Genomic DNA, 20,135 nt, shown 5'->3' on the forward strand with positions numbered 1-20,135 from the left:
ATGATACCGTTTGTATCCATCCGAATGCAGATCATGATGAAATATTACAATGACAATTACAATACCTGTTCAAGCCAATCATAGGCTTTCGCACCGCTAATCTCATGTCCCCCGTCGAAATAATCTGCATCCAGTGCTGGCTTCGCACCAGCATGCTCATAGATTATTTTCAATCGTTCGTGAGCCTCCCGCGCCGAATGAAGCGGAAAAACCAGATCTTCACTTCCAATCTCCAAAAAGAGAGGGCGCGGAGCAATCAGACCGATGATATCCGGCAGCTCTGCTTCCTGCAGAATCCCCGGAATGTAGTTGTCGAGACAATGATTCCGATCCAGAATACTGCCATGAAACGTACTTGCATAACCACTGACCACGACCGCTTTACAACGTTCGTCCAGTGCTGCCGTAAAGGCAGTAACCAGTCCCCCGCCGGAGATGCCCATGCTGCCGATTCGCCCTGAATCCACTTCTGGGCGAGTTGATACATAATCCAGTACACGTATTGTTTCATATACTCGGTGTCCCGCAAGCGTTTGGCCTACCATAAGCAGATGTGCAGCAATCTTGGTACAAGAACTTACGCCCGGTGGTGCCTCTCGATCCTCATCCAGCCTTCTGTCCCCAAACCCAAGCAGCTCTGGAGCAGCAACAACATATCCACGCTTCACAAGAGCGACTGCAAAGTCTTTGTGTAATCCCGGCTCCCCTACCCGCGGTGAACCATCCGGTTCCATACCACAGATTTCCCGACTCCCGTACCCATGACCATGGCAGGCAACAATAGCAGGTCTCTTCATATCGGTAGCGCTTACATGTTCAGGAATCAAAAGATAGATGGGCATCCGTAACCCGGTGTAGGTTGTGATCTCAATCCGCTCCCGGATGTAACCATCACATGGAACACGTTCCAGTACCACAGGGTTCAATGCAACGGGCACCGTTGGAAAATCCCCCAGCCGTTCCTGGACACGTGTACGCAGTTGAGTTTGCCATAACTCCAAGGGTTGATCTACATCATAAGCAGAACGACCGCTAAGATTGGTTTGTTGCTGCAGATAGGCTTCGATTTCGGACATGATTCAGTGTACCTCCTATGTGTGCTGGAATGATGCTAGTGTTGAATTGAAATATTTGGTAACCCTTAACTATTATAGTACTAGAAGTAACATCGTCGCTACCTTTAGTTTACAGCTTCAGACCACTTTTTCAACTTTAAAACAGATAGAGTCATCCATCTCAAAAGGGATATTCCAAACCTGTAATCAGGTTAGAAAATACCCCCTTCTATTTTGCAAGTGTTCGAAGCCTGATCGTCTCAGGGAAGATGCCTGTTAGAATTACATCCGACCCGGCAGCCACCAATTCCATTTTCCCATCAGTTTCATCAGAGACGGGACAAGCACCAGGCGAATCACGGTAACATCAATCAAAACGGCTGCCGTTATCCCAATCCCAAGCTGCCTCACCCCTTCAACTTCGGCAAAAGCAAAAGGAACCGTTACAGCCAGCAAAATACCTGCTGCAGACGTAATTAAACGACCTGTTGAAGCCAAACCTTGTTGAACCGCTGTGTCACTGTCTCCTGTTTGTCTGTACACTTCCTGTATCCGGCTTAACATAAAAACACCGTAGTCCATCGATATGCCGAATACCAGCCCAGCGATGAACACAGGGATCATAATCGCGACGGCTGACGGTTCCAACCCCAGATGTCCCTCGTTAAATACCCATACCAATATACCAAAGGAAGAGGCCAGACTGAGTAAGTTCATCAGAATAGCTTTCAGGGGGATAAGCAGGGAACGAAATGCCATGAGCAACACCAAATAATTGCTTACAACCACAAATACCAACACTTTGGGCAACTGCTGAACAATTTCATGCATAATCTCATCCTCATAAACCACTTCGCCGCCATAACGAATCGGAATGTCGTCTAACACGATCGTTAGGTCATCCACTCTTGCCTTCTGTAGCCAGTCTTCCATCTCATCTGATCCTGATGCTCCGTATACCCCCACCGTTAACCGGATAAATGAATCCGACATGTCCTTTGAAGAGTTGATACTCATCACGCTTGTATCCTCTTTGAGCTTGGTTACTTTATGGTTAACCATCTCCCAATGAGAGGCTGTTAACGGAGATCCCTTTTCCCCAATCATGATATCAACCACCGAAATATGTTCCTGACCAAAATTACGCTGGATTTGTTCTGACGCTTGACGGGATTCCATTCGTGCAGGTAGTGAAGAAACATCGGGAACAGACAAATCCATCCGTGTAACGGGGAACACACACCATAACAGAAGTGTTGTGCCTGCGAGGCCCATCCATACAGGGCGCTTCATAATCATCGTTGACCAGCGGTGCCAGAAACTGCGATCAACCCTCTTATCCTTGACTCTCTGACCTGAAATACCGGATTGGGATACCAAACGACGTGCAAATACGCGTTTCGTATTCAGCGAAAGAATAGCAGGCAACAACGTTACGTTCAACAGAAACGACAGCACCAGAACAATCATAGCCCCTAGTGATACACTTAAAAACATAGGCAGTCTGATCCAGAGCAGACCCAGCAAACCCAAGCACACACATGCTGCCGAGAACAGAACAGCACGCCCCGCTGTGCGTAATGTCCGTTGTAAAAGCTCACGTTGCACCACACTGCCGCGTTCAAAGTCAAACTCGCCTCTACTTGCATAAACATGTTGTAATTCTTCCCTATACCTGCTCAATATAATAAGTGCAAAATCTATGCTAAGCGCCATGCCCACCATTGGAATCACGTTGATAATAAAGTTGGACAGCTCCAGATAATGACCGAGCAGAGACGTTATTCCCATCGCTGTAATGACGGCACTGATCCCCATCATCACGGCAATACATGCCGCATATAGCCCCCGGAATGCAAAACAAAGAACGATTAGAGCAATCGGTAGCCCCACGATCTCTGCCCGTTCCAAATCCCTAAAACTCAATCGATTGACATCCTGTTGCACGACTGTTTTCCCTGTCAATTGCACCGTTCCGGGGAGACGAGTCTCTTGATTCACTTCAAGGAGCTCACGCAGATGCTCCAATGGAAGCTTCATCCGATGAGGTGCAATATCCATATGGAGCAGCGCATAAGCCTGATCTTCACGCAGCATTCTCCCTTGTGTGCTCGTATCCAGAGGAGAGATAACAGAGGATATGGCTGGCAAGGTACGAACAACTGCCAGACGTTCTTGTATCCACGCCCTGAACGCCATCTCAGAAGTATTCGGATGTTTATTAAAAAGCAATACAACCGGATCAGGCGGGGAGCCAAACTCCTGCTCCAATATCCGTTCCACGGCTTGAGCTTGTCCCTTAACCAGCTTCAACCCGTGATCCTGAACCATGTCAGGCAGCTTCCAGGCCCATACGGCTGACATCCCGATGATAAACAGCCAACAAAGTATTATAAACCGCGGATATCGGCTGATGAAGGCAGCCAGGCTCCGATATCCCATACCCAAGCTCCTCTGCATATAAATTGAATTTCTTAATTATGACCAACACCATAAGATGTGCTCTTAGTAGTACAAGTCTATTCATGACCAAACATGATTATGTTTGTAATGAAACAAAGACAAATAACCTCATGCATGTGATGCATGAGGTTATTTGTCCTTCCTGTTTCATTTCACATCAATTATTCGGGCCTAATGACGGTGAATCGATCACCAAGTTTGGCATAATCGTTACCTGCCAGACGACTGACCGGTTTTAACTGATCCATCAGGATATACCCTTTGTCTGCAAGATAGACCTGTTCGCTGAAGTGATAGTGCACGATACGAACCAGAAGCAAATCACTTACAGGTACGCCTTCATCATTCGAGATCGGAATATGCTGGTATAGCTTGCACTCCATCCGAATAAGCGCTTCCTGAATCCCCGGTACTGTAACGACCGAACTCGAAGTTGTTGTGAGACGGGTTCGTTCCAGCTCACTTTCATGGGGTTCCAATATAGCTGCAGTTTCATTCACATCTTCAATAATATTCTCATCACAAATGTGTACTACCAGCTCCTTATGGGCAAGTACATTACGTGCCGTATCCTTCATGACCCCATTTTTACGTCCCACCGCAATGGATAACAGAGGCGGATCAGAGCTCACCACATTGAAAAAGCTGAACGGTGCTGCGTTAATAACACCATCATGATCGGAGAGCGTAGTCACAAAGGCAATTGGACGTGGCACGATCGAACCACTCATGAGTTTATAGTTATCTTTAGCCGTAAGTTCTTCCGGATTTAATGAATACATATGTAAAGTCCCCTTCCTGCTTGCATGAGGCTTATCCTCATCCCCTTAACTTGCTTCATCGTTATTATATATGCATACCGTCCATAAAAACAAAAAATGATTAGGCGAACATGTCAGCCATGAATCTTGTTCAACATTCCATTTTTCACTTTCGCTGCTTTCGTTCAGCAGCAAGACATATTTTCACAGAATCACACATGGGCAAAAGCCGTCATATGCTGTTCTCAGAATAAGATGCAGGAAGGATGTTTCTGAACATGAATGATATTTATAGCACTTATGCAGGTTATGGAGATGGTCGTTACACAGGTTATGGAGAAGATCGATCGATTCAATTCCCTCCGTTCTTCCCGGGTGGAGGCAGTCTTCCAGGAGGGCAGACTCCACCAGGCATTCCTGGAAGCCCGGGCTCCTATCCTCCATTCATTCCCGGCGGAGGAACACCTCCAGGCCCCTATTTCCCGGGCGGTATCCCTGGACCCGGCCCGGGTTCAGCTCCAGGCGTACCTGCTCAGCTAGCACAAGGGAATCTGCCTTCCTTGCTCAGTGCGTATCCTCGCCCGGTGGGTCAGCCGCCTGCCGAGATGTTATTTTTATACAATCTCATCAAAAGCAGCCCCGGTCTTCTGCCACTCTTTCTTCAGCAACAACCGCAAAGCCTGACACAAGCCGTTCAATTTGCCCAGACGGGTGCAGCCGCACCGCGTGACCAAGAGCAGCGTGTACTTCCAAACTTCTGTTATAACCGCTGGTCCCTGGTGTTTACGTATAATGATGTTTATCTGATGTGGCCTGCCATTAACCTGTTTGGCTTTGTCGTGGGCTACTTCTATCCATTCCAGACTCCAGGCATTCTGTTGAATACCCAAATTTTATTTGCTCTTTGCTAGGTCAAATGTTTCACTTTCCAGATTTTTCTGTCCTAATGAAAACTGCCCGCAGTGGAAGACTATGCTTCCATGCGGGCAGTTTTCACGTTTTATGCCAAAAGCTCACGCAGATGTATACGCGTTTTGCTTCGGATTTTTTTTGCCAATCATGACGAAATACAGGACTACAGCCGCTAGATCAGCACATGCGATCACAATCCCCATTGGCACAGCTGTATGTTCTCCTCCAAGTCCAACCAGTGGAGCAACGAGCCCGCCTAATAAAAAGGTCATGACACCAATTAGTGCTGATGCACTTCCAGCGGATTTTGCCTGATCCGCCATAGCCAGCGCAAACGATGCCGTATTAATTAATCCTACACTCGACACGACCAAAAATAATGGAATTAACACGGTAATTAGTCCGCCTCCAGCCAGGATCGCGATAAGCAAGGATGTTCCTCCCGCAGCTGCCGTAAGTAATCCAGCAATTAACAGACGAGTCTCCGATACTTTACCAGCAAGCCGGCCTGCAATCTGGCTAGCGAGAATAATGCCAGCTCCATTGATGGCAAAACATATACTGAAAAGTTGAGGTGACACCCCATATATTTTCTGAAGCACAAATGGGGATCCCGATATGTAGGCAAACATCCCCGCCGCTGCGAAACCTTGGGTTAGAGCGTAACCCATAAACTGACGATTCCTGGCTATTCTGCCAAACGTCAGCAATGTTTGTCTGAGTCCTCCACTTGATCTTTTTTGCGCAGGAAGTGTCTCGCCCAGGCCAAAAATGACCGCCAGCAGCGCTAGTACACCGATCAGACTGAGCAAAATGAATACACCCCTCCACGAGGTATATGTCAGTATTTGTCCGCCTATAATCGGTGCTGCGATGGGAGCCACTCCGTTAACAAGCATCAGCAGAGAGAAAAAACGGGTCAGTTCCGGACCTTCATATACGTCCCTGACCACCGCACGCGAGATGACAATGCCGGCGGCTCCAGCCAGCCCCTGAATGAAGCGCAACGCAACAAAGGAGCCCATCGTTGGGCTAACAAGACATAATACGGATGCAATGGTATAGAGTACAAGTCCAACAATCAGCGGTATTCTGCGACCTCGCACGTCACTTAAAGGTCCGGCAAGTAACTGTCCAAGCGCAAGCCCGATCATACATGCCGTCAGACTAAGTTGAGCATACGACGTGGACGAACCGAATTCTTCCGCCAGCGTTGGCAGGGCTGGCAGATACATATCCAGAGACAGCGGTCCGAAGGCAGATAACGTCCCGAGGATTAGCGCCATTCTCACTCGCGGCGTAGCAGGGATGTGTAATGAAGCGGGTTTACTTTTCATCCAAAACGTTTCCTTTGCCTTCAGATTGTGCTGTAGTGCCCATCCTTAGTCCTCTCCGCCTCCAAGCAATCTTAGCAAGTTGTTCGGTAAAGTAAACTGTTGATTATTAATAATAATGCGACGTAGTTCCTCTTCATCCCGCTCGTTCTCGGCGTCTTTGATCTCCTGAATCTCGTGGTGCAACCGTTCCATCTGATGATCCAGTGCGTTGGCCGAGTCTGCTGCATTTTTCAGTTCTCTCGTTAGATGTTCAGGGACGTCTTTGTTGTATTTATAAAAGATTTTATGCTCCAGACTAGCCCAGAAATCCATGGCAATGGTACGAATCTGAATTTCCACACAGGCGCGTTCCTCGCCATTAGACATGTATACCGGAACTTCAACGAGCAAGTGCAAACTTTGATAGCCGTTTGGCTTCGGATTTTGAATGTAATCCTTCACTTCCAGCACACGCAAATCACTTTGATTACACAGCATATCTTTAATCCGGTAAATATCTGAGATGAACGAACATGTAATACGCACACCGGCAATATCTTTAATATTCTCCTTGATGCTTTCAAACGTGAGCTCATGGTTTTTACGGAACATTTTGTTCATAATGCTCTCGGGAGACTTCAATCTCGACTTGGTATGTTCAATCGGACTGTAGTCATGAAGGGACTGAAACTCCTCCTTCAACACTTCGATTTTGGTTTCCATCTGATCCAGAGCAAATTTATAGATCATCATAAAGCGTGTAATTTCATATTTGAATTTCTTAAATTGGTCTATTGGATGCGGAGCATTCATCATCAGTTTCTTCCTTTCTTCTGACACCTCTTAGGTTTGTTAATTAACACGTATCGATCTGCGAGGACATCGGTGTTACCCCATGTCTTCTATCCCATTATAAAACATCTGACACGAATAAACGAATTTTGGACATGTCAGCATACCGTCCTGTTTAAGATTTCATTTTGATGAGGGCAGTCAAATCGCTGTATACTGGAAGAGTTATGTTTATGGAAAGGACGAGAAAATATGAGACAGAACCATCTTCAAAAATACGCTATGCTACTGCTCTGCATGTCTGCCGGTATGGTCGATGTCATCGGGTATCTTGGACTAGGACATGTACTCACAGCCAATATGACAGGAAACATCGTGCTGCTCGGAATTGCGATTGCCCGTGCTCAGGAATTTGTCGTACTGCGAGCTTTGATAGCACTCATCGGTTTTATTGCGGGGAATGCCTTAGCAGCACACATGATTGGACAGATCAAAACCAAAAGTGGCTGGTCACCCCGGGTCACCGCTGTGTTCACCGTCGAAAGCATACTGCTTCTGCTGTTTGCGCTCCTGATGAACAGCCCTATTTCCGAGTCATTATCCTATCTGTTAATTGTACTGCTTGCAGTTGCCATGGGAATGCAGACTACGGCGGCACGGCGAATCGGTATTGCGGGAATTTCGACCACGGTGCTAACGAATAACCTGGCAGCAGTCATTGAAGATGCTGTAAGTATCCTTCACCGGTTAAAGCACGCAAATATTCGCTCTCTGGTTAAATCGCTGTCCTCAGACGCCTATCTGCGGGCAGGGGCAGTTGTGATATATCTCAGCGGAGTCATCTTGGCTGCACTGCTTTTCCATCATGTACCCCTAGTAGCGGTCTGGGTTCCTGTACTGGTCATTGCTGGCGTAACGCTCCAGGCAAGATTCGCGTTTTGGAGCAAAGAGCTAGAGCTACATCGTAATCCGGAGTGAGGAACATCTTGCGAATATGTGCGAATGAAACACTTTCAAAATGCTGAACGATTTATTTAAAATTGCATCGCAAGTGCTTCTTGCCTGATCCATTGAACCAATTGTTTTGCTGCTGGCGACAGCTGTTCTCCTGCCCGTGTACAGATGGCAATCGTATTCTGTAACTGTACGGTCTGCACATATACACGGGCAAGTTTGCCTTGATTAACGTCCTCTCTTACAACAAGGGAAGAGATGAAATTAGCACCATATCCTGCCTTTACTGCACTAATCGTTTCGTTCAATCCGTTGAACTGAAGTGTTATACGTGGGGAGGGCAGGTTATTGGTCGTACACAAAGCAGCCAGTCGTTCTCGTGTTGCACTGCCTTTCTCACGCATAATGAATGGCTCAGCCATCATCTCATGCAGTGTAACGTTTTGACCTGCATACGGATGTTCTGGATGTACCACAAACCACATTTCATCCTCGAATAACTTATCCCAATGCACACCCGGATGACTGACTCCACTACCTCCATATATGGAAATCTCCGCTTCATGACGCAGTAACTGGTCAAAAGCCATCTGTGTATTGCTTGTGCTTACGACAAGCTCGACATCCTCATGTCTCTGCTTGAACGTGGCAATCCAACGCGGCAGCAAAAAATTGGACGGCAAGTAAGTCGCGGTAAGACGAATCAGTCCTTTTTTTCCCTCCCTCATGTCTTCTACAAATTGTTCCACTTCCTGTTCCAGCATGAACAAACGCTCGGCATATTCCATTAAATGTTTCCCTGCATCTGTGAGCACAAGCTTTCGTCCTTCGGAACCAAACAGCCCTATGCCTAATTCACGCTCAAACCGTTTTACCTGAGAAGATACCGCAGGTTGACTGATACTCAATTTTTCCGCAGCCAGGGTAACTCCGCCGTACCTCACAATGGCGTGAAACAATCGTAATCCATGTAAGTTCATACATTTTCGCCTCTTCCTTGCTTACTGACGTATTGATCCAGCATTTTAGTCATCCTATTGCATAACTTAATTATATATTAACATACAAAATATATATTTTATTTATACCTCAATCACCTCTATAGTTGAATTATAAGAAATATTAATTCAGCAAAATAGAGAGGAAGATGTGTAATGAGTAAGTATGATTTGAACAATAGCAAAGTTAACCAGCCCGCCAGTTGGAATCAGGTCGATCATTATATAAACAGCCTTCTCGTTCCAACCGACCAAGACTTGGAAGCTGCACTTGAAGCCAATGCAGAAGCAGGGCTACCGTCACATGATGTCACACCGAATCAAGGAAAGTTCCTTCAGCTATTGCTGAAAATACAGGGTGCTTCGCGCGTACTGGAGATCGGAACACTAGGTGCTTACAGCACCATCTGGATGGCCAGAGCTCTGCCAGATCATGGACGAATTGTTTCGCTGGAGTCAGAACCCAAACATGCGAAAATTGCACAATCCAATCTGACCCGAGCTGGACTAATGCACAAAGTAGATCTTCGAGTAGGTCCGGCACTAACCTCTCTCCCCGATATAAAGGAAGAGTACCCTGAACCCTTTGATCTGATTTTCATTGATGCTGATAAACCGAGTAATCCGGATTATCTGAGATGGGCTTTACGTCTGACACGACCAGGAAGCTTGATTATCGGAGATAATATTGTCAGGAATGGAGAAGTCATTCGTTCTGACAGTATAGACGCAAGAGTTCAAGGGGTTCGAACCTTTCTCGAATGCATCGGAAATCACCCCCATCTTGAAGCCACGGCCCTGCAAACCGTAGGCAGTAAAGGATACGATGGATTTGTGATTGCTCGTGTCACAGATGCCCCTGCAACAAAATAAACAGTGGTCAATTCTTCCGAAAATCTGCCTTTCCTGTTACACTGGTATGACTGCATAGGCTGACTGGAGGGAGTCACTTGAGAGCTTTACGACAGATCCATGTTGAAATTCGCGGGTGGTCTCGCAATATTCAACTCTTCTTTCTAGCAAGTCTGCTGTATCAGATCGGAAACGGGATGTTCTCGGTTCTTTACAATCTCTACATTCAAGGTCTCGGTTACAATGACACGATGAATGGTCAGATTGTCAGTATCCAATCTCTCGCTACAGCAATCATGTTCATTCCTATTGGATTCAGCGGTGACAAGTTCAGCCGTAAAAAATTATTAATTATTGGCGCGTTATTCAGCGGTGTTTTTCTAATCGGGCGTTCCTTCGATTATGCCGCGAGCGGATTAATCTGGTTTGCCGTATTTTCCGGCCTGTTCGCTGGGATTTTTCAGGTACTCGCCATTCCTTATCTCGCGGAGAACGTCAAAAAAAGCCAGCGCCTTAAAATGTTCAGTTATTATTCATCTATGGTATTAGCTTCACAGGTTCTAGGAAGCCTTGGCGGCGGCGTACTTGCAGATGTGCTTCATTCAGCCGGACTTGCCAAAGTGACTGGTCTGCAAACCGTGCTTTTTATGGGCGGAGCGGCGACTCTTTCTGCATTTATCCCGTTGCTTTTTGTAACCGAAAATCAGGAGTCACGGACAGCTGTAAATACGAAACAACCTCAGCCCGTACAACAACCTGTTAAGGGAGATGAGGCAGAGCATACTCGTGCTGCGAGTACACCATCACCCGCAGATGATGACACACTTATTAAAAAAAGAGATACCAAGCTGATTGGTCAGTTTATTGTGACGCAGTTGCTCATCGGATTAGGATCGGGGCTCGTTGTGCCTTATCTGAATTTGTATTTTACGAATCGCTTCGCCGTATCTTTAAGCGGCATGAGCATCCTTATTGCACTCGGTCAGATTATGACCATTGTATCCATGCTGATTGGCCCCTCGTTAGCCGCCAAAGTTGGCAGTGTACGGGCTGTAGTTATTTTCCAGGTATTATCGCTGCCCTTCCTGTTATTCACAGGCTTTACGAATCTGCTTTTCATTGCATCCGTCAGCTTTTTGTTCAGACAAGCTCTGATGAATGCTGCTAATCCGATTCATTCCGCGATATTAGTAGATCGGATCTCGGATAAACGCCGCGGGATTGCCAACTCCATGATGCAAACCTCATTTATGATTGGTTGGGCGACGATGGGGCCAGTACAATCTTATTTGGTCACGACATATGGAACCTATTGGGGATATGCTGTCACATTCAGCATTACAGGGAGTCTCTATGTAATTTCTTCCCTGATGTATTACTTTATGTTCAAAGAGCCTAAGCCCTCTGTCGCTGTCCTTACAGACGGATCATAATAATAAACAACTTAAAAAGAGTATCCTCATGCCGTAGCATTCACCGGATACTCTCTTTTTTGATTGTTTCCCCTTGATTACCTACCAATATTTTGGATTATAAATAAGAACGACAATACCCACTGTGACTACCGTTGCGAGAACAACAAAAGTGTAATATCTCGGTTTATGTTCCGGACTTGGAGCCTGTTCATCATAATGATCGGAGTTGCGGCGATAAGACCCCATCCACAGATCGCTCATCATATGACCGACAACCTTCACCAGACGTTTTATCCAATCCATTATTAAGTTCCCCTCCTTTACCGATATCCTTCCATATTAAGTATAATTAACCTTCCGCTATCTAACAAGCCATCTTTCTTTTGTCCTCGTGTGGTTTGCCGCTCCAACTGTGTCAACATACCCAACACTGCTTGATCGGTAAAGCCGCACATTTCTTCCTCAGCCTGCAATCCACTGCCACCCTGCGGCACATCCAGTCCTGTATTCCATGATATCCGCCTCTGTCTATAAATACTTACATCGAACGGTTTACCCATGTCCAGGTTCGTGCCAGTCCCTGTGCAATTCTGCGGTTCATGCTTTCACTCGTAAAGTACCCCCCATGACTCAGTGGATTCCAGCTTGTGGCTGGACCGCCGACATGCACCTCAACATCTTCCTTCACTGCAGCCGCATAGGCCGGGTCGATGGGACGCAGCGGATAACCCAGAATATCATGGCTTTCATAAAAATTAACCCACTCCCCTTCCAGCTTCGGAAAGTGATGCGCGACCTGCGGCGCAGGCACCTGAATGGGACGGCTAAAATTGTCATAACGCAAGCTCCATAGCGGCAGCGTTGTGCCAAAGGAGTAGAAATTAGTAAGCGTATCTCCACGCTCTAATGCCGAGTTCACATCCACAATGTCGGGTATGCGGCTGGATGAGGGGTATTGCAAGTCATAGAAAAAGTTACTGGCAATGACCGCACCCAGACTATGAGCAACCACACAGAGCGGAGCTTCAGTACCATTACGCTGTGCGAGGGCATGCATTGCCAGGTTCAGTGTTCGATGCACGGCATCATAGTGATGTCCCTGGTTTTCCACGGGTTGATAGGCAACGGCATCGGCCAGATAGTGAATGACAAAACGGCGTAATGCCTGATAGTTTAATCCGGGTGAGCGAACAAGCTGTTGAAACAAAACCTCTTCCCTTTCCTCAAACACGTCGGCCCAGAAGACGGGTTCAATGTCCAGCATCTGTTGCGCGGCGCCTGGCAGCACCATGACACGATCCAATTCTTTGCTTAAACAAGCAATCAACTTGTCAGCATAATCTTCCTTTTGCATACCCAGTCCATGAATGACCATCACCGCTACCCGTGTCATGGCTCTCCCCCTTATTAATTGACTAGGAACGTCCGTTTACACCCACTGTATGAACCACTTTATTTACGCTTGGCAGATGATTAACTTATACACTAATCGTGCCTATTTTAAATTATTATGAAAATTGTAATTACTTGATAACATAACTATTTTACCATGAAACTTATGGAAAATAATACCTGTAAATGTCAAAAGAAGCTGCAGATTTCACAGCTTCTTTTGACTACAACCTGATATGAAGTTATCCTTTCAGATGAATCCTCAGAACGCTATTTTGACTTGAAGTCACATCTCCCGTCACTGGCTCAACCCGTTCAACCATATCCTGACCATCCGGAATAATGACAGGGGTGATGAGCGGATAACCTGCATCCTGAATCACGTTACGGTCAAATTCAAGCAGCTTCTGTCCCGCTCTAACACGATCCCCCGTCTCTACATACATAGAGAAACCTTCACCTTTGAGTGATACTGTATTAATACCGACATGAATCAAAACTTGAAGTCCGCTCGCATGTTCCAGAATAACCGCATGTTTACTCTTAATGACATGTGCTACCTTGGCATCAAACGGCGCAACAACCTGATTACCCGAAGGTTCAATCGCAATGCCTTCACCCATCTGTTTCTCCGCAAACGCCGGGTCAGGTACTTGCTCCAGCAGCACCGCTTTACCCGTTAATGGCGCCATAAGTTCGAGTGTTGAAGCAGATGACTTTTTGTTGGTAGAACTGCCTGTAACCATGCCCTTGGAATGAGCGTCAGTCGATGCAGCACGGTTTATTTGTACCTCGCCAGACTCGCCAGTTGCCGCAAGCCGGTCTTCTTTTCTCAGCTTTGTCCGTCCAAAAACAACCGTCAGCAGGAATGGTACAACCAGAACAATCGCCATACCGATGAAGAAGACACCCCATTTATCCGGGAAAATGGACAGGAATCCAGGCACCCCGCCTACACCAATGGACGTGGCCTGAACGTTATTCATTGTAAGCAGTACACCACCGATGGCGGAACCGACCATACCGAAGATAAACGGATAACGGTAACGGATATTCACACCAAAGATCGCTGGCTCGGTAACCCCGAGAAAAGCAGATACGGATGAGGTTGCCGCAAGTCCTCTCATTTTCTTCTCACGCAACACCAGCATCATCGCAAGGGCCGCCGAACCCTGCGCAATATTGGACAGTGCCAGCATCGGCCACAGGAATGTACCCCCTTGACTACCAATCAGCTGTACGTCCACGGCAAGGAATGTATGGTGCATACCTGTAATAACGAGCAGTGCATACAAACCACCATAGATCAAACCACCCAAAGCCGCATATGAATCATAGATATAGATCAGTCCAGAGGTAATGGCGTTTGCAATCGCAAACGTAACCGGTCCGATGATAGTAAATGCCAGGAACCCGGTAACCAGCAATGTCACAGGGGCTACCACCAGCAATTTAATAGAATCATGCACCCTTTTATTCAGGAAAATTTCCATCTTGGCAAGCAGATACGCCGATACCAGTACAGGCAGAACCTGACCCTGATAACCAATCTTCTCGATCTCCCAGCCAAACAGATTCCAGGTCGGAACGGTTCCTTTGTTCACCGCATCAGCGTATCCATATGCACTCAGCAGATCGGGATGTACAAGGATCAGACCCAGCACAATCCCGAGCAGCGGACTGCCGCCGAATCGTGTCACCGCTGACCAACCTATCAGGGCTGGCAGGAAGGTAAACGCAGTGCTTGCTATTGTATTAATGATGGACGCGAGGTCTTTCCAAGCCGGATATACATCCACCAATGATTTTCCATCAAAGAAGATACCAGGGCCTGTCAAAATATTGTTGATCCCAAGTAACAAACCTGCGGTAATGATTGCTGGCAAGATGGGAATGAAAATGTCCGAGAGTGTTTTGATCGCACGCTGCAGCGGATTTTGCTTTTTGCCCGCGGCTGCCTTCACTTCATCTTTGGAAGCACGTTCGCCTCCCGTGATCTGAATCATCTCTTCATATACTTTATCGACCAGACCTGGCCCGATGACCACCTGGTATTGGCCTTGGGAAGAAAACTGTCCTTTAACCAGATCATTCTGATCGAGCAACTCTGTGTCGACTTTGTCTTCGTCATACAATGCAAACCGCAGCCTAGTTACACAATGTGTCGCCGCTTCAATATTCTCTTTACCGCCGACGGCCCGGATGATCTCTTCGACCTGTTTTTTATCGATTGCCATAGTGTCACTTCCTATTTATAAAATGGAATTCATTCTCTGTTATTGCTTGATCAACCACATATAAGAAGCAAACGGACTAAGCGAAATTTCCTGTTTCAGCTCAGGGGTTGCATCGGTATTGCTGAGAAGCAGTTCAGGTGATTTACCTTCAATATGATGGTTCCAGACTACTTCCGGCAGTTCGAATGCTGTATCCTGTTTGCGGAAGTTGGACACTACAATTAATGTCTCGTTCCCATTGGTACGTGCGTATGCAAATACTTCTGGGTGTGCATCATCCAATCGTTCGTACAATCCGTCGGTCAACACATCCACCTCTTTACGCAAAGCAATCAGCTTCCGGTAATGGTGATAGATGGAACCAGAATCAGCCATTTGCTCTTGCACATGAATGGACGGATATCTCTCATCCACCTTGAGCCAAGGTATTCCGGTTGTAAATCCGGCGTTAGCCGTACCATCCCACTGCATCGGTGTCCGAGAATTATCGCGGGAACGCTCCTTCACAATCTGGAAAGCTTCCTCGGCCGTCTTGCCCCGCTCTTCCTGCAGCAAACGATACATATTGGTGGACTCGATATCGCGGAACTCGCTGATGTCCTTCCATACCGGATTAGGCATACCAATCTCTTCCCCCTGATAGACATAAGGCGTACCTTGTAATCCATGCAGGGTCGTCGCCAGCATTTTAGCACTCTCCGCTCGGTATTCTCCATCATCTGCGAAACGGGACAACGCACGTGGCTGATCATGGTTGTTCAAAAACAGTGCATTCCATCCCCCGCCAGCCTGCATTCCAGTCTGCCATTCACTGAACAGCTGCTTCAACGCTTCAAAATCGTATGGAATTAACTCCCACTTCTGTCCATTCGGATAATCTACCTTCAAGTGATGGAAGTTAAAGGTCATCGAGAATTCTCTTGAAGCCGGATTGGAATAACGAATACAGTGCGCAAGCGTCGTCGAGGACATCTCGCCTACCGTCACCATGTTATAGGGGCCAAATACTTCATCATACATTTCCGTAATATACTCGTGCACGCGCGGCCCATCGGTGTAATACTTGCGTCCATCGCCTGGTGACACGCTGCCATCATCGTTTGGGAAACGTTGGTCTTTGGAGATAAGGTTAATAACATCCATACGGAAGCCATCCACCCCTTTTTCCGCCCAGAACTTGATCATATCGCATACGGCTTGACGAACCTCTTCATTCTCCCAGTTCAGGTCTGCCTGAGTTTGATCAAATAACGTTAGAAAATGCTGTCCGGTCTGCTCATCATACTGCCAAGCTGGCCCGCCAAATTTGGATTGCCAGTTGTTCGGTACACCGCCATCCGGGGCAGGGTCTCTCCAGATGTAATAATCCCGATATGGATTATCCTTGGATGAACGAGACTGCTTGAACCATTCGTGATCGATGGAAGAATGATTCACCACGATATCAATCATCAGCTTCATATCACGTGCTTTCAATTCGGCAAGCAATTCATCGAAATCCTCCATCGTGCCAAAGTCCGGATTAATCCGGTAATAATCCGCTACATCATACCCGTTATCCCGCTGTGGAGATACGTAAACCGGCTGCAACCAGACAATGTCGATCCCCAAATGCTGCAAGTAATCCAGCTTCTCGGTTAAGCCACGAATGTCACCTGTGCCCGATCCTGTTGTATCATTGAAACTCTTCGGATATACCTGGTATACCGTTGACTTCTTCCACCATGTGGACGGCTCCTTATGTTTTGAACTCATGTTAACGCCTCCAATATGTTGTATTGCTCTTATCTAACCCACCTGTTAACTTCTTCATTTATATTACATAAGTAAACATGTATATACAAGTTGAAACGTAAATATGGTTATTCTTCTTCTCTCCTACTCATTCCCCATTAATGTTTTGGCTGTAACATTTATTTGAGGAATTCGTCTCGCAAACTCCATGATATGTGTATTACATCGCAAAAACCAGCTAATGTTTGTCAAGCATTTCAGCTTGGATGAGTTTTCTTTTCATGTTATACTTTTTTCGACCAATGCAAATAACCTCCACTGCAATGGAGGTTTTGGTTAAATATGGATTATACTTGGTAGGGCTGGCCCTTCTGCAAGATGGCGAAAATGTGATGCAACAGCTTGTTTGCGCAGGCGATCACGGCCACCTTGTAGGGCTTGCCCTCGTTTCTTTTTTTCTCGTAGTACGAGCGGATTCTTGCATTCGCATTCTTTCGCATTCCACATTGAACCGCTAAATATAGCGAACGTCTGAGCCTTTTAGAGCCTCGTTTCGTGATTCGTGTACTTGTCGCTGTGAACTTTCCTGAACTGAAAATCCCGGGGTCAAGGCCCGCAAACGCTACAAGTTGCTTCGCATCTCTAAACTGTTTCACATCACCTAGTTCAGCTACAATGGCTGCGGCCAGTTTCGTTCCAATTCCCGGAATACTTCTCATTAGTTCCACTTCAGGCAGATTTTCTGCGAGTTCCTCCATTTGTTTTTCGAGTTCCTCCAGTTGCCGAATCATCGCGAGCAATAAAGAGACCATTCCAAGCAGTGCCTTGCTTTGAGCAGGGCTACGCCGAATTTCTCTCCATTCATTCAGTACTTCCTCCAGTTTTCTCGCTTTTTCATGGGCCCATCGCTTGGAATGGGATCGTCCCGAATTACCCTGAATGACTTCATTCCAATTCGTCACACTTCCCTCCAAACAATGAGACAGCACGGTCAATGATGTTGTTGAAAACACATTGTAAAATATCTGCTCATACGCCGGAAAGACTTGCTCCAGCAAGGCTCTGCTGTTCAGCTTCGCCTGCACAAAGATTCCCGTGACAAACTCATGCTGCCGAGTCAAATGCTGTAGTTCTGTAAACATCTCATCCCAATTTCGATGTGGTTTCACGTCGCCGCGATAGTACATCTCTGCCAGATGCCAAGCATCTGCAGCATCTGTTTTAACTTTGCGCAACTGTGTTCCCTTGGCTCGCTTGGATTGCAAGGGATTCACAATGTAGTAGGTGTAGCCGCTCCGATTCAGACAGGACACTAAGGCACGATGGTAATGTCCAGTCGCCTCCAAAACAACCACTGGCTCAACTCCCGTTTCGGCTTGAAGGGCGCCTAATATCTCCGTGAATCGTTCGAACCCACTCGCAACATGCTCAATGACGATAGCTTTACCAACGGGCTCATTTCGTTTTTGAAATGCCTGTATCACACTTGAACCTTTAGCGACATCTACACCAACAACAGGTTCCATGTCCTCACTCCTTGTCTTTCGTTTCGCCGGTCCTTTCCACGATGGTTCCAAACCCATAGCTTCGCTTGTTATACGGGGTCAACTGCCCCTACCAGCCCAAACATGGTCTTTTGGAGGTCGTGGGAGAACTGTTTTTGTTACGAGGTCCTAGCCCCTAAAACCGCCACGTTCTCCCGGCTTCCCCCATCGTAAAACGACCACAAAAAAAGGCCAACCAGTAATTACTGGCTAACCTGATAATACGAAAAACCGCCTGTTCCCCTGGATTTATCCCGGTTTTTCAGACGGTTGAAAGATATTCATTCTTTATTTTATTGTTTTGGGTTTTACTACTTTTTCAATAGCTTCAAACTATTTTACAATTAAAGTACCTCAGGTGTTGCTAGAGATTGGCTCTGATTCTCTCGGAGATTCAGCTTCAAAGCAGATCGCGCAGCCTTTTCTTCTGCTTCCAGTTCAGCGGCACTAATCTCACCGGAGAGCACAGCACGCATCCGTTTCTGATCCAGCAATCCTTCCCATCTGGCAACTACAAATGCCGCTACACAGTTCCCCATCAGGTTCGTGAAAACACGCATCGTATCCATAAAGCGGTCTGCACCAAGCAGCAGAGCCACTGCTGCTACCGGAAAAGCATTCACTGCCGCCGCCGTAGCTGACAGAGCAAGAAACGCCGAACCGGGAACACCCGCCATGCCTTTCGAGCTTAGCATCAGCACCAGCAGAATGGTAATCTCTTGACCCAAGGTCAGGTCAATACCGACAGCCTGAGCAACAAAAACCGTTGCTAATGATAGATAGATGGAAGCCCCGTCCAGATTAAATGAGTATCCCGTAGGCACCACCAGTCCAACCACTGCTCGATCACACCCCGCCTTCGTCAGCTTGTCCATCATACGCGGCATCACAACTTCTGAAGAGCCTGTTCCAATCGCAAGCATCACTTCCGAACGAGTGTATCGAACAAACTGTATAAAGTTCAGCCCTGTAATCCACCAGGCAGCCAGCGCTAACAGCAACAGGAATAACAGAGCAGCGCCGTAACAAGCCAATATTAATAATCCAAAGGACGAAAGGGTGGAAGCGCCGTACGCCCCTATGGTGTAGGCCATTGCACCCAAAGCGCCTATCGGAGCCAGCTTCATAATGTAACCGATCATTCGGAACACGATCCCAAGCAGCTGTTCCACCAGGTTCAGTACATTTTCCTTAGCCTTGCTCTCCGTGGCTGCCAAGGCAACCCCGAACAGACAGGCAACAAGCAGCACTTGCAGCAGGGCATTCTGGGCAAAGGCATCCACGACACTTGTTGGAATAATGTTCAACATAAAATCAACCGTGTGCGGAAGCTCGGACCCCTTTGTTTTTGCCTCAATTCCGCTGGCGTCAATGCTGGCAGGATCTACATTCATTCCCGCCCCTGGACGAAGCAGATTGGCTGTACATAAACCAAGCACAAGTGCAACCGTTGTGGCAAGCTCGAACCACAAAATTGCTTTAAGCCCGATTCGACCAACAGACTTCAGATCGCCCATTTTAGCGATACCTGTAACAATGACCATAAAAATTAACGGTGCAATCAGCATCTTGATTAATTTGATAAAACCTGTACCCAAGGGTTGCAACAGACTTCCTAGATCGGGCCACAGAATACCTACTCCAATACCGATGATTACTGCTGCAATGATCTGAAAAAATAAAGATTTCACAAATGTCATGAACGCTCCC

General features: G+C 46.9%; 17 protein-coding genes. 4 read left to right on the forward strand and 13 right to left on the reverse strand.

The genetic code is table 11. The features are described 5' to 3' along the window. Positions 1-56: 56 nt before the first annotated feature. The 3 genes from ACR8BL_RS04140 to ACR8BL_RS04150 form a co-directional block, all read right to left on the reverse strand. Complete coding sequence (locus ACR8BL_RS04140; RefSeq protein WP_434751445.1) at positions 57-1,076, reverse strand: dienelactone hydrolase family protein; 1,020 nt, start codon at positions 1,074-1,076, stop codon at positions 57-59. A 261-nt stretch (positions 1,077-1,337) separates the two neighbouring features. Further along, positions 1,338-3,497: an MMPL family transporter gene (locus ACR8BL_RS04145; protein WP_434751446.1), complete on the reverse strand. Its 2,160-nt coding sequence runs from the start codon at positions 3,495-3,497 to the stop codon at positions 1,338-1,340. Between the two features lie 182 nt (positions 3,498-3,679). After that, positions 3,680-4,300, reverse strand: a complete 621-nt coding sequence (locus ACR8BL_RS04150) for a flavin reductase family protein (RefSeq protein WP_434751447.1) — start codon at positions 4,298-4,300, stop codon at positions 3,680-3,682. A 257-nt stretch (positions 4,301-4,557) separates the two neighbouring features. Between ACR8BL_RS04150 and ACR8BL_RS04155 the strand changes: the two genes are divergently transcribed. Then, complete coding sequence (locus ACR8BL_RS04155; protein ID WP_434751448.1) at positions 4,558-5,190, forward strand: hypothetical protein; 633 nt, start codon at positions 4,558-4,560, stop codon at positions 5,188-5,190. Between the two features lie 102 nt (positions 5,191-5,292). On the opposite strand, the gene ACR8BL_RS04160 is transcribed toward ACR8BL_RS04155, so the two are convergent. After that, positions 5,293-6,528 (reverse strand): multidrug effflux MFS transporter, encoded by a 1,236-nt coding sequence (locus ACR8BL_RS04160; protein ID WP_434751449.1) that lies wholly within the window; start codon positions 6,526-6,528, stop codon positions 5,293-5,295. 45 nt (positions 6,529-6,573) lie between these two features. After that, a complete protein-coding gene (locus ACR8BL_RS04165) occupies positions 6,574-7,320 on the reverse strand; it encodes a GTP pyrophosphokinase (protein WP_434753007.1) in 747 nt (248 codons plus the stop codon). A gap of 231 nt (positions 7,321-7,551) precedes the next feature. Between ACR8BL_RS04165 and ACR8BL_RS04170 the strand changes: the two genes are divergently transcribed. Then, positions 7,552-8,277 (forward strand): YoaK family protein, encoded by a 726-nt coding sequence (locus tag ACR8BL_RS04170; protein WP_434751450.1) that lies wholly within the window; start codon positions 7,552-7,554, stop codon positions 8,275-8,277. Between the two features lie 56 nt (positions 8,278-8,333). Here the strand turns inward: ACR8BL_RS04170 and ACR8BL_RS04175 are convergent, their stop codons facing one another. Then, on the reverse strand, positions 8,334-9,233 hold the full coding sequence (locus tag ACR8BL_RS04175) for a LysR family transcriptional regulator (RefSeq protein WP_434751451.1): 900 nt from the start codon (positions 9,231-9,233) through the stop codon (positions 8,334-8,336). A gap of 174 nt (positions 9,234-9,407) precedes the next feature. Here ACR8BL_RS04175 and ACR8BL_RS04180 point away from each other — a divergent pair, with 174 nt between their 5' ends. Both ACR8BL_RS04180 and ACR8BL_RS04185 read left to right on the forward strand, forming a co-directional pair. Then, on the forward strand, positions 9,408-10,124 hold the full coding sequence (locus ACR8BL_RS04180) for an O-methyltransferase (protein WP_434751452.1): 717 nt from the start codon (positions 9,408-9,410) through the stop codon (positions 10,122-10,124). 77 nt (positions 10,125-10,201) lie between these two features. Next, on the forward strand, positions 10,202-11,536 hold the full coding sequence (locus ACR8BL_RS04185; protein WP_434751453.1) for an MFS transporter: 1,335 nt from the start codon (positions 10,202-10,204) through the stop codon (positions 11,534-11,536). 81 nt (positions 11,537-11,617) lie between these two features. Here ACR8BL_RS04185 and ACR8BL_RS04190 read toward each other — a convergent pair whose 3' ends face one another. From ACR8BL_RS04190 to dctA, 7 genes are all read right to left on the reverse strand, one after another. Continuing rightward, positions 11,618-11,821, reverse strand: coding sequence for a hypothetical protein (locus ACR8BL_RS04190; RefSeq protein ID WP_434751454.1), 204 nt, complete (start codon positions 11,819-11,821; stop codon positions 11,618-11,620). 17 nt (positions 11,822-11,838) lie between these two features. After that, positions 11,839-12,078, reverse strand: coding sequence for a hypothetical protein (locus ACR8BL_RS04195; protein WP_434751455.1), 240 nt, complete (start codon positions 12,076-12,078; stop codon positions 11,839-11,841). Continuing rightward, positions 12,057-12,911 carry a chemotaxis protein gene (locus ACR8BL_RS04200; protein WP_434751456.1) on the reverse strand — a complete coding sequence of 285 codons (855 nt, stop codon included), beginning with the start codon at positions 12,909-12,911 and terminating at the stop codon, positions 12,057-12,059. The genes ACR8BL_RS04195 and ACR8BL_RS04200 overlap by 22 nt, the downstream gene beginning before the upstream one ends. 241 nt (positions 12,912-13,152) lie before the next feature. Further along, the gene (gene treP / locus ACR8BL_RS04205; RefSeq protein ID WP_434751457.1) at positions 13,153-15,147 is read right to left on the reverse strand and encodes a PTS system trehalose-specific EIIBC component; all 1,995 of its coding nucleotides are present in this window, start codon (positions 15,145-15,147) and stop codon (positions 13,153-13,155) included. A 39-nt stretch (positions 15,148-15,186) separates the two neighbouring features. After that, positions 15,187-16,902, reverse strand: coding sequence for an alpha,alpha-phosphotrehalase (treC, locus tag ACR8BL_RS04210; protein WP_434751458.1), 1,716 nt, complete (start codon positions 16,900-16,902; stop codon positions 15,187-15,189). Between the two features lie 326 nt (positions 16,903-17,228). Beyond that, complete coding sequence (locus ACR8BL_RS04215) at positions 17,229-18,407, reverse strand: IS110 family transposase (RefSeq protein ID WP_434751063.1); 1,179 nt, start codon at positions 18,405-18,407, stop codon at positions 17,229-17,231. A gap of 362 nt (positions 18,408-18,769) precedes the next feature. Then, positions 18,770-20,125 (reverse strand): C4-dicarboxylate transporter DctA, encoded by a 1,356-nt coding sequence (gene dctA / locus ACR8BL_RS04220; protein WP_434751459.1) that lies wholly within the window; start codon positions 20,123-20,125, stop codon positions 18,770-18,772. Positions 20,126-20,135: the final 10 nt, after the last annotated feature.

This window comes from Paenibacillus amylolyticus (genome assembly GCF_051136285.1).
GTDB classification, from domain to species: Bacteria; Bacillota; Bacilli; order Paenibacillales; family Paenibacillaceae; genus Paenibacillus; species Paenibacillus amylolyticus_F.

What these genes read in the sequence shown, in the direction of transcription:
- ACR8BL_RS04140 (WP_434751445.1), bottom strand. Translation starts at nt 1,076, where the DNA reads ATGTCCGAAATCGAAGCCTATCTGCAGCAACAAACCAATCTTAGCGGT.
- ACR8BL_RS04145 (WP_434751446.1), bottom strand. Translation starts at nt 3,497, where the DNA reads ATGGGATATCGGAGCCTGGCTGCCTTCATCAGCCGATATCCGCGGTTT.
- ACR8BL_RS04150 (WP_434751447.1), bottom strand. Translation starts at nt 4,300, where the DNA reads ATGTATTCATTAAATCCGGAAGAACTTACGGCTAAAGATAACTATAAA.
- ACR8BL_RS04155 (WP_434751448.1), top strand. Translation starts at nt 4,558, where the DNA reads ATGAATGATATTTATAGCACTTATGCAGGTTATGGAGATGGTCGTTAC.
- ACR8BL_RS04160 (WP_434751449.1), bottom strand. Translation starts at nt 6,528, where the DNA reads ATGAAAAGTAAACCCGCTTCATTACACATCCCTGCTACGCCGCGAGTG.
- ACR8BL_RS04165 (WP_434753007.1), bottom strand. Translation starts at nt 7,320, where the DNA reads ATGAATGCTCCGCATCCAATAGACCAATTTAAGAAATTCAAATATGAA.
- ACR8BL_RS04170 (WP_434751450.1), top strand. Translation starts at nt 7,552, where the DNA reads ATGAGACAGAACCATCTTCAAAAATACGCTATGCTACTGCTCTGCATG.
- ACR8BL_RS04175 (WP_434751451.1), bottom strand. Translation starts at nt 9,233, where the DNA reads ATGAACTTACATGGATTACGATTGTTTCACGCCATTGTGAGGTACGGC.
- ACR8BL_RS04180 (WP_434751452.1), top strand. Translation starts at nt 9,408, where the DNA reads ATGAGTAAGTATGATTTGAACAATAGCAAAGTTAACCAGCCCGCCAGT.
- ACR8BL_RS04190 (WP_434751454.1), bottom strand. Translation starts at nt 11,821, where the DNA reads ATGGATTGGATAAAACGTCTGGTGAAGGTTGTCGGTCATATGATGAGC.
- ACR8BL_RS04195 (WP_434751455.1), bottom strand. Translation starts at nt 12,078, where the DNA reads ATGGGTAAACCGTTCGATGTAAGTATTTATAGACAGAGGCGGATATCA.
- ACR8BL_RS04200 (WP_434751456.1), bottom strand. Translation starts at nt 12,911, where the DNA reads ATGACACGGGTAGCGGTGATGGTCATTCATGGACTGGGTATGCAAAAG.
- treP (WP_434751457.1), bottom strand. Translation starts at nt 15,147, where the DNA reads ATGGCAATCGATAAAAAACAGGTCGAAGAGATCATCCGGGCCGTCGGC.
- treC (WP_434751458.1), bottom strand. Translation starts at nt 16,902, where the DNA reads ATGAGTTCAAAACATAAGGAGCCGTCCACATGGTGGAAGAAGTCAACG.
- ACR8BL_RS04215 (WP_434751063.1), bottom strand. Translation starts at nt 18,407, where the DNA reads ATGGAACCTGTTGTTGGTGTAGATGTCGCTAAAGGTTCAAGTGTGATA.
- dctA (WP_434751459.1), bottom strand. Translation starts at nt 20,125, where the DNA reads ATGACATTTGTGAAATCTTTATTTTTTCAGATCATTGCAGCAGTAATC.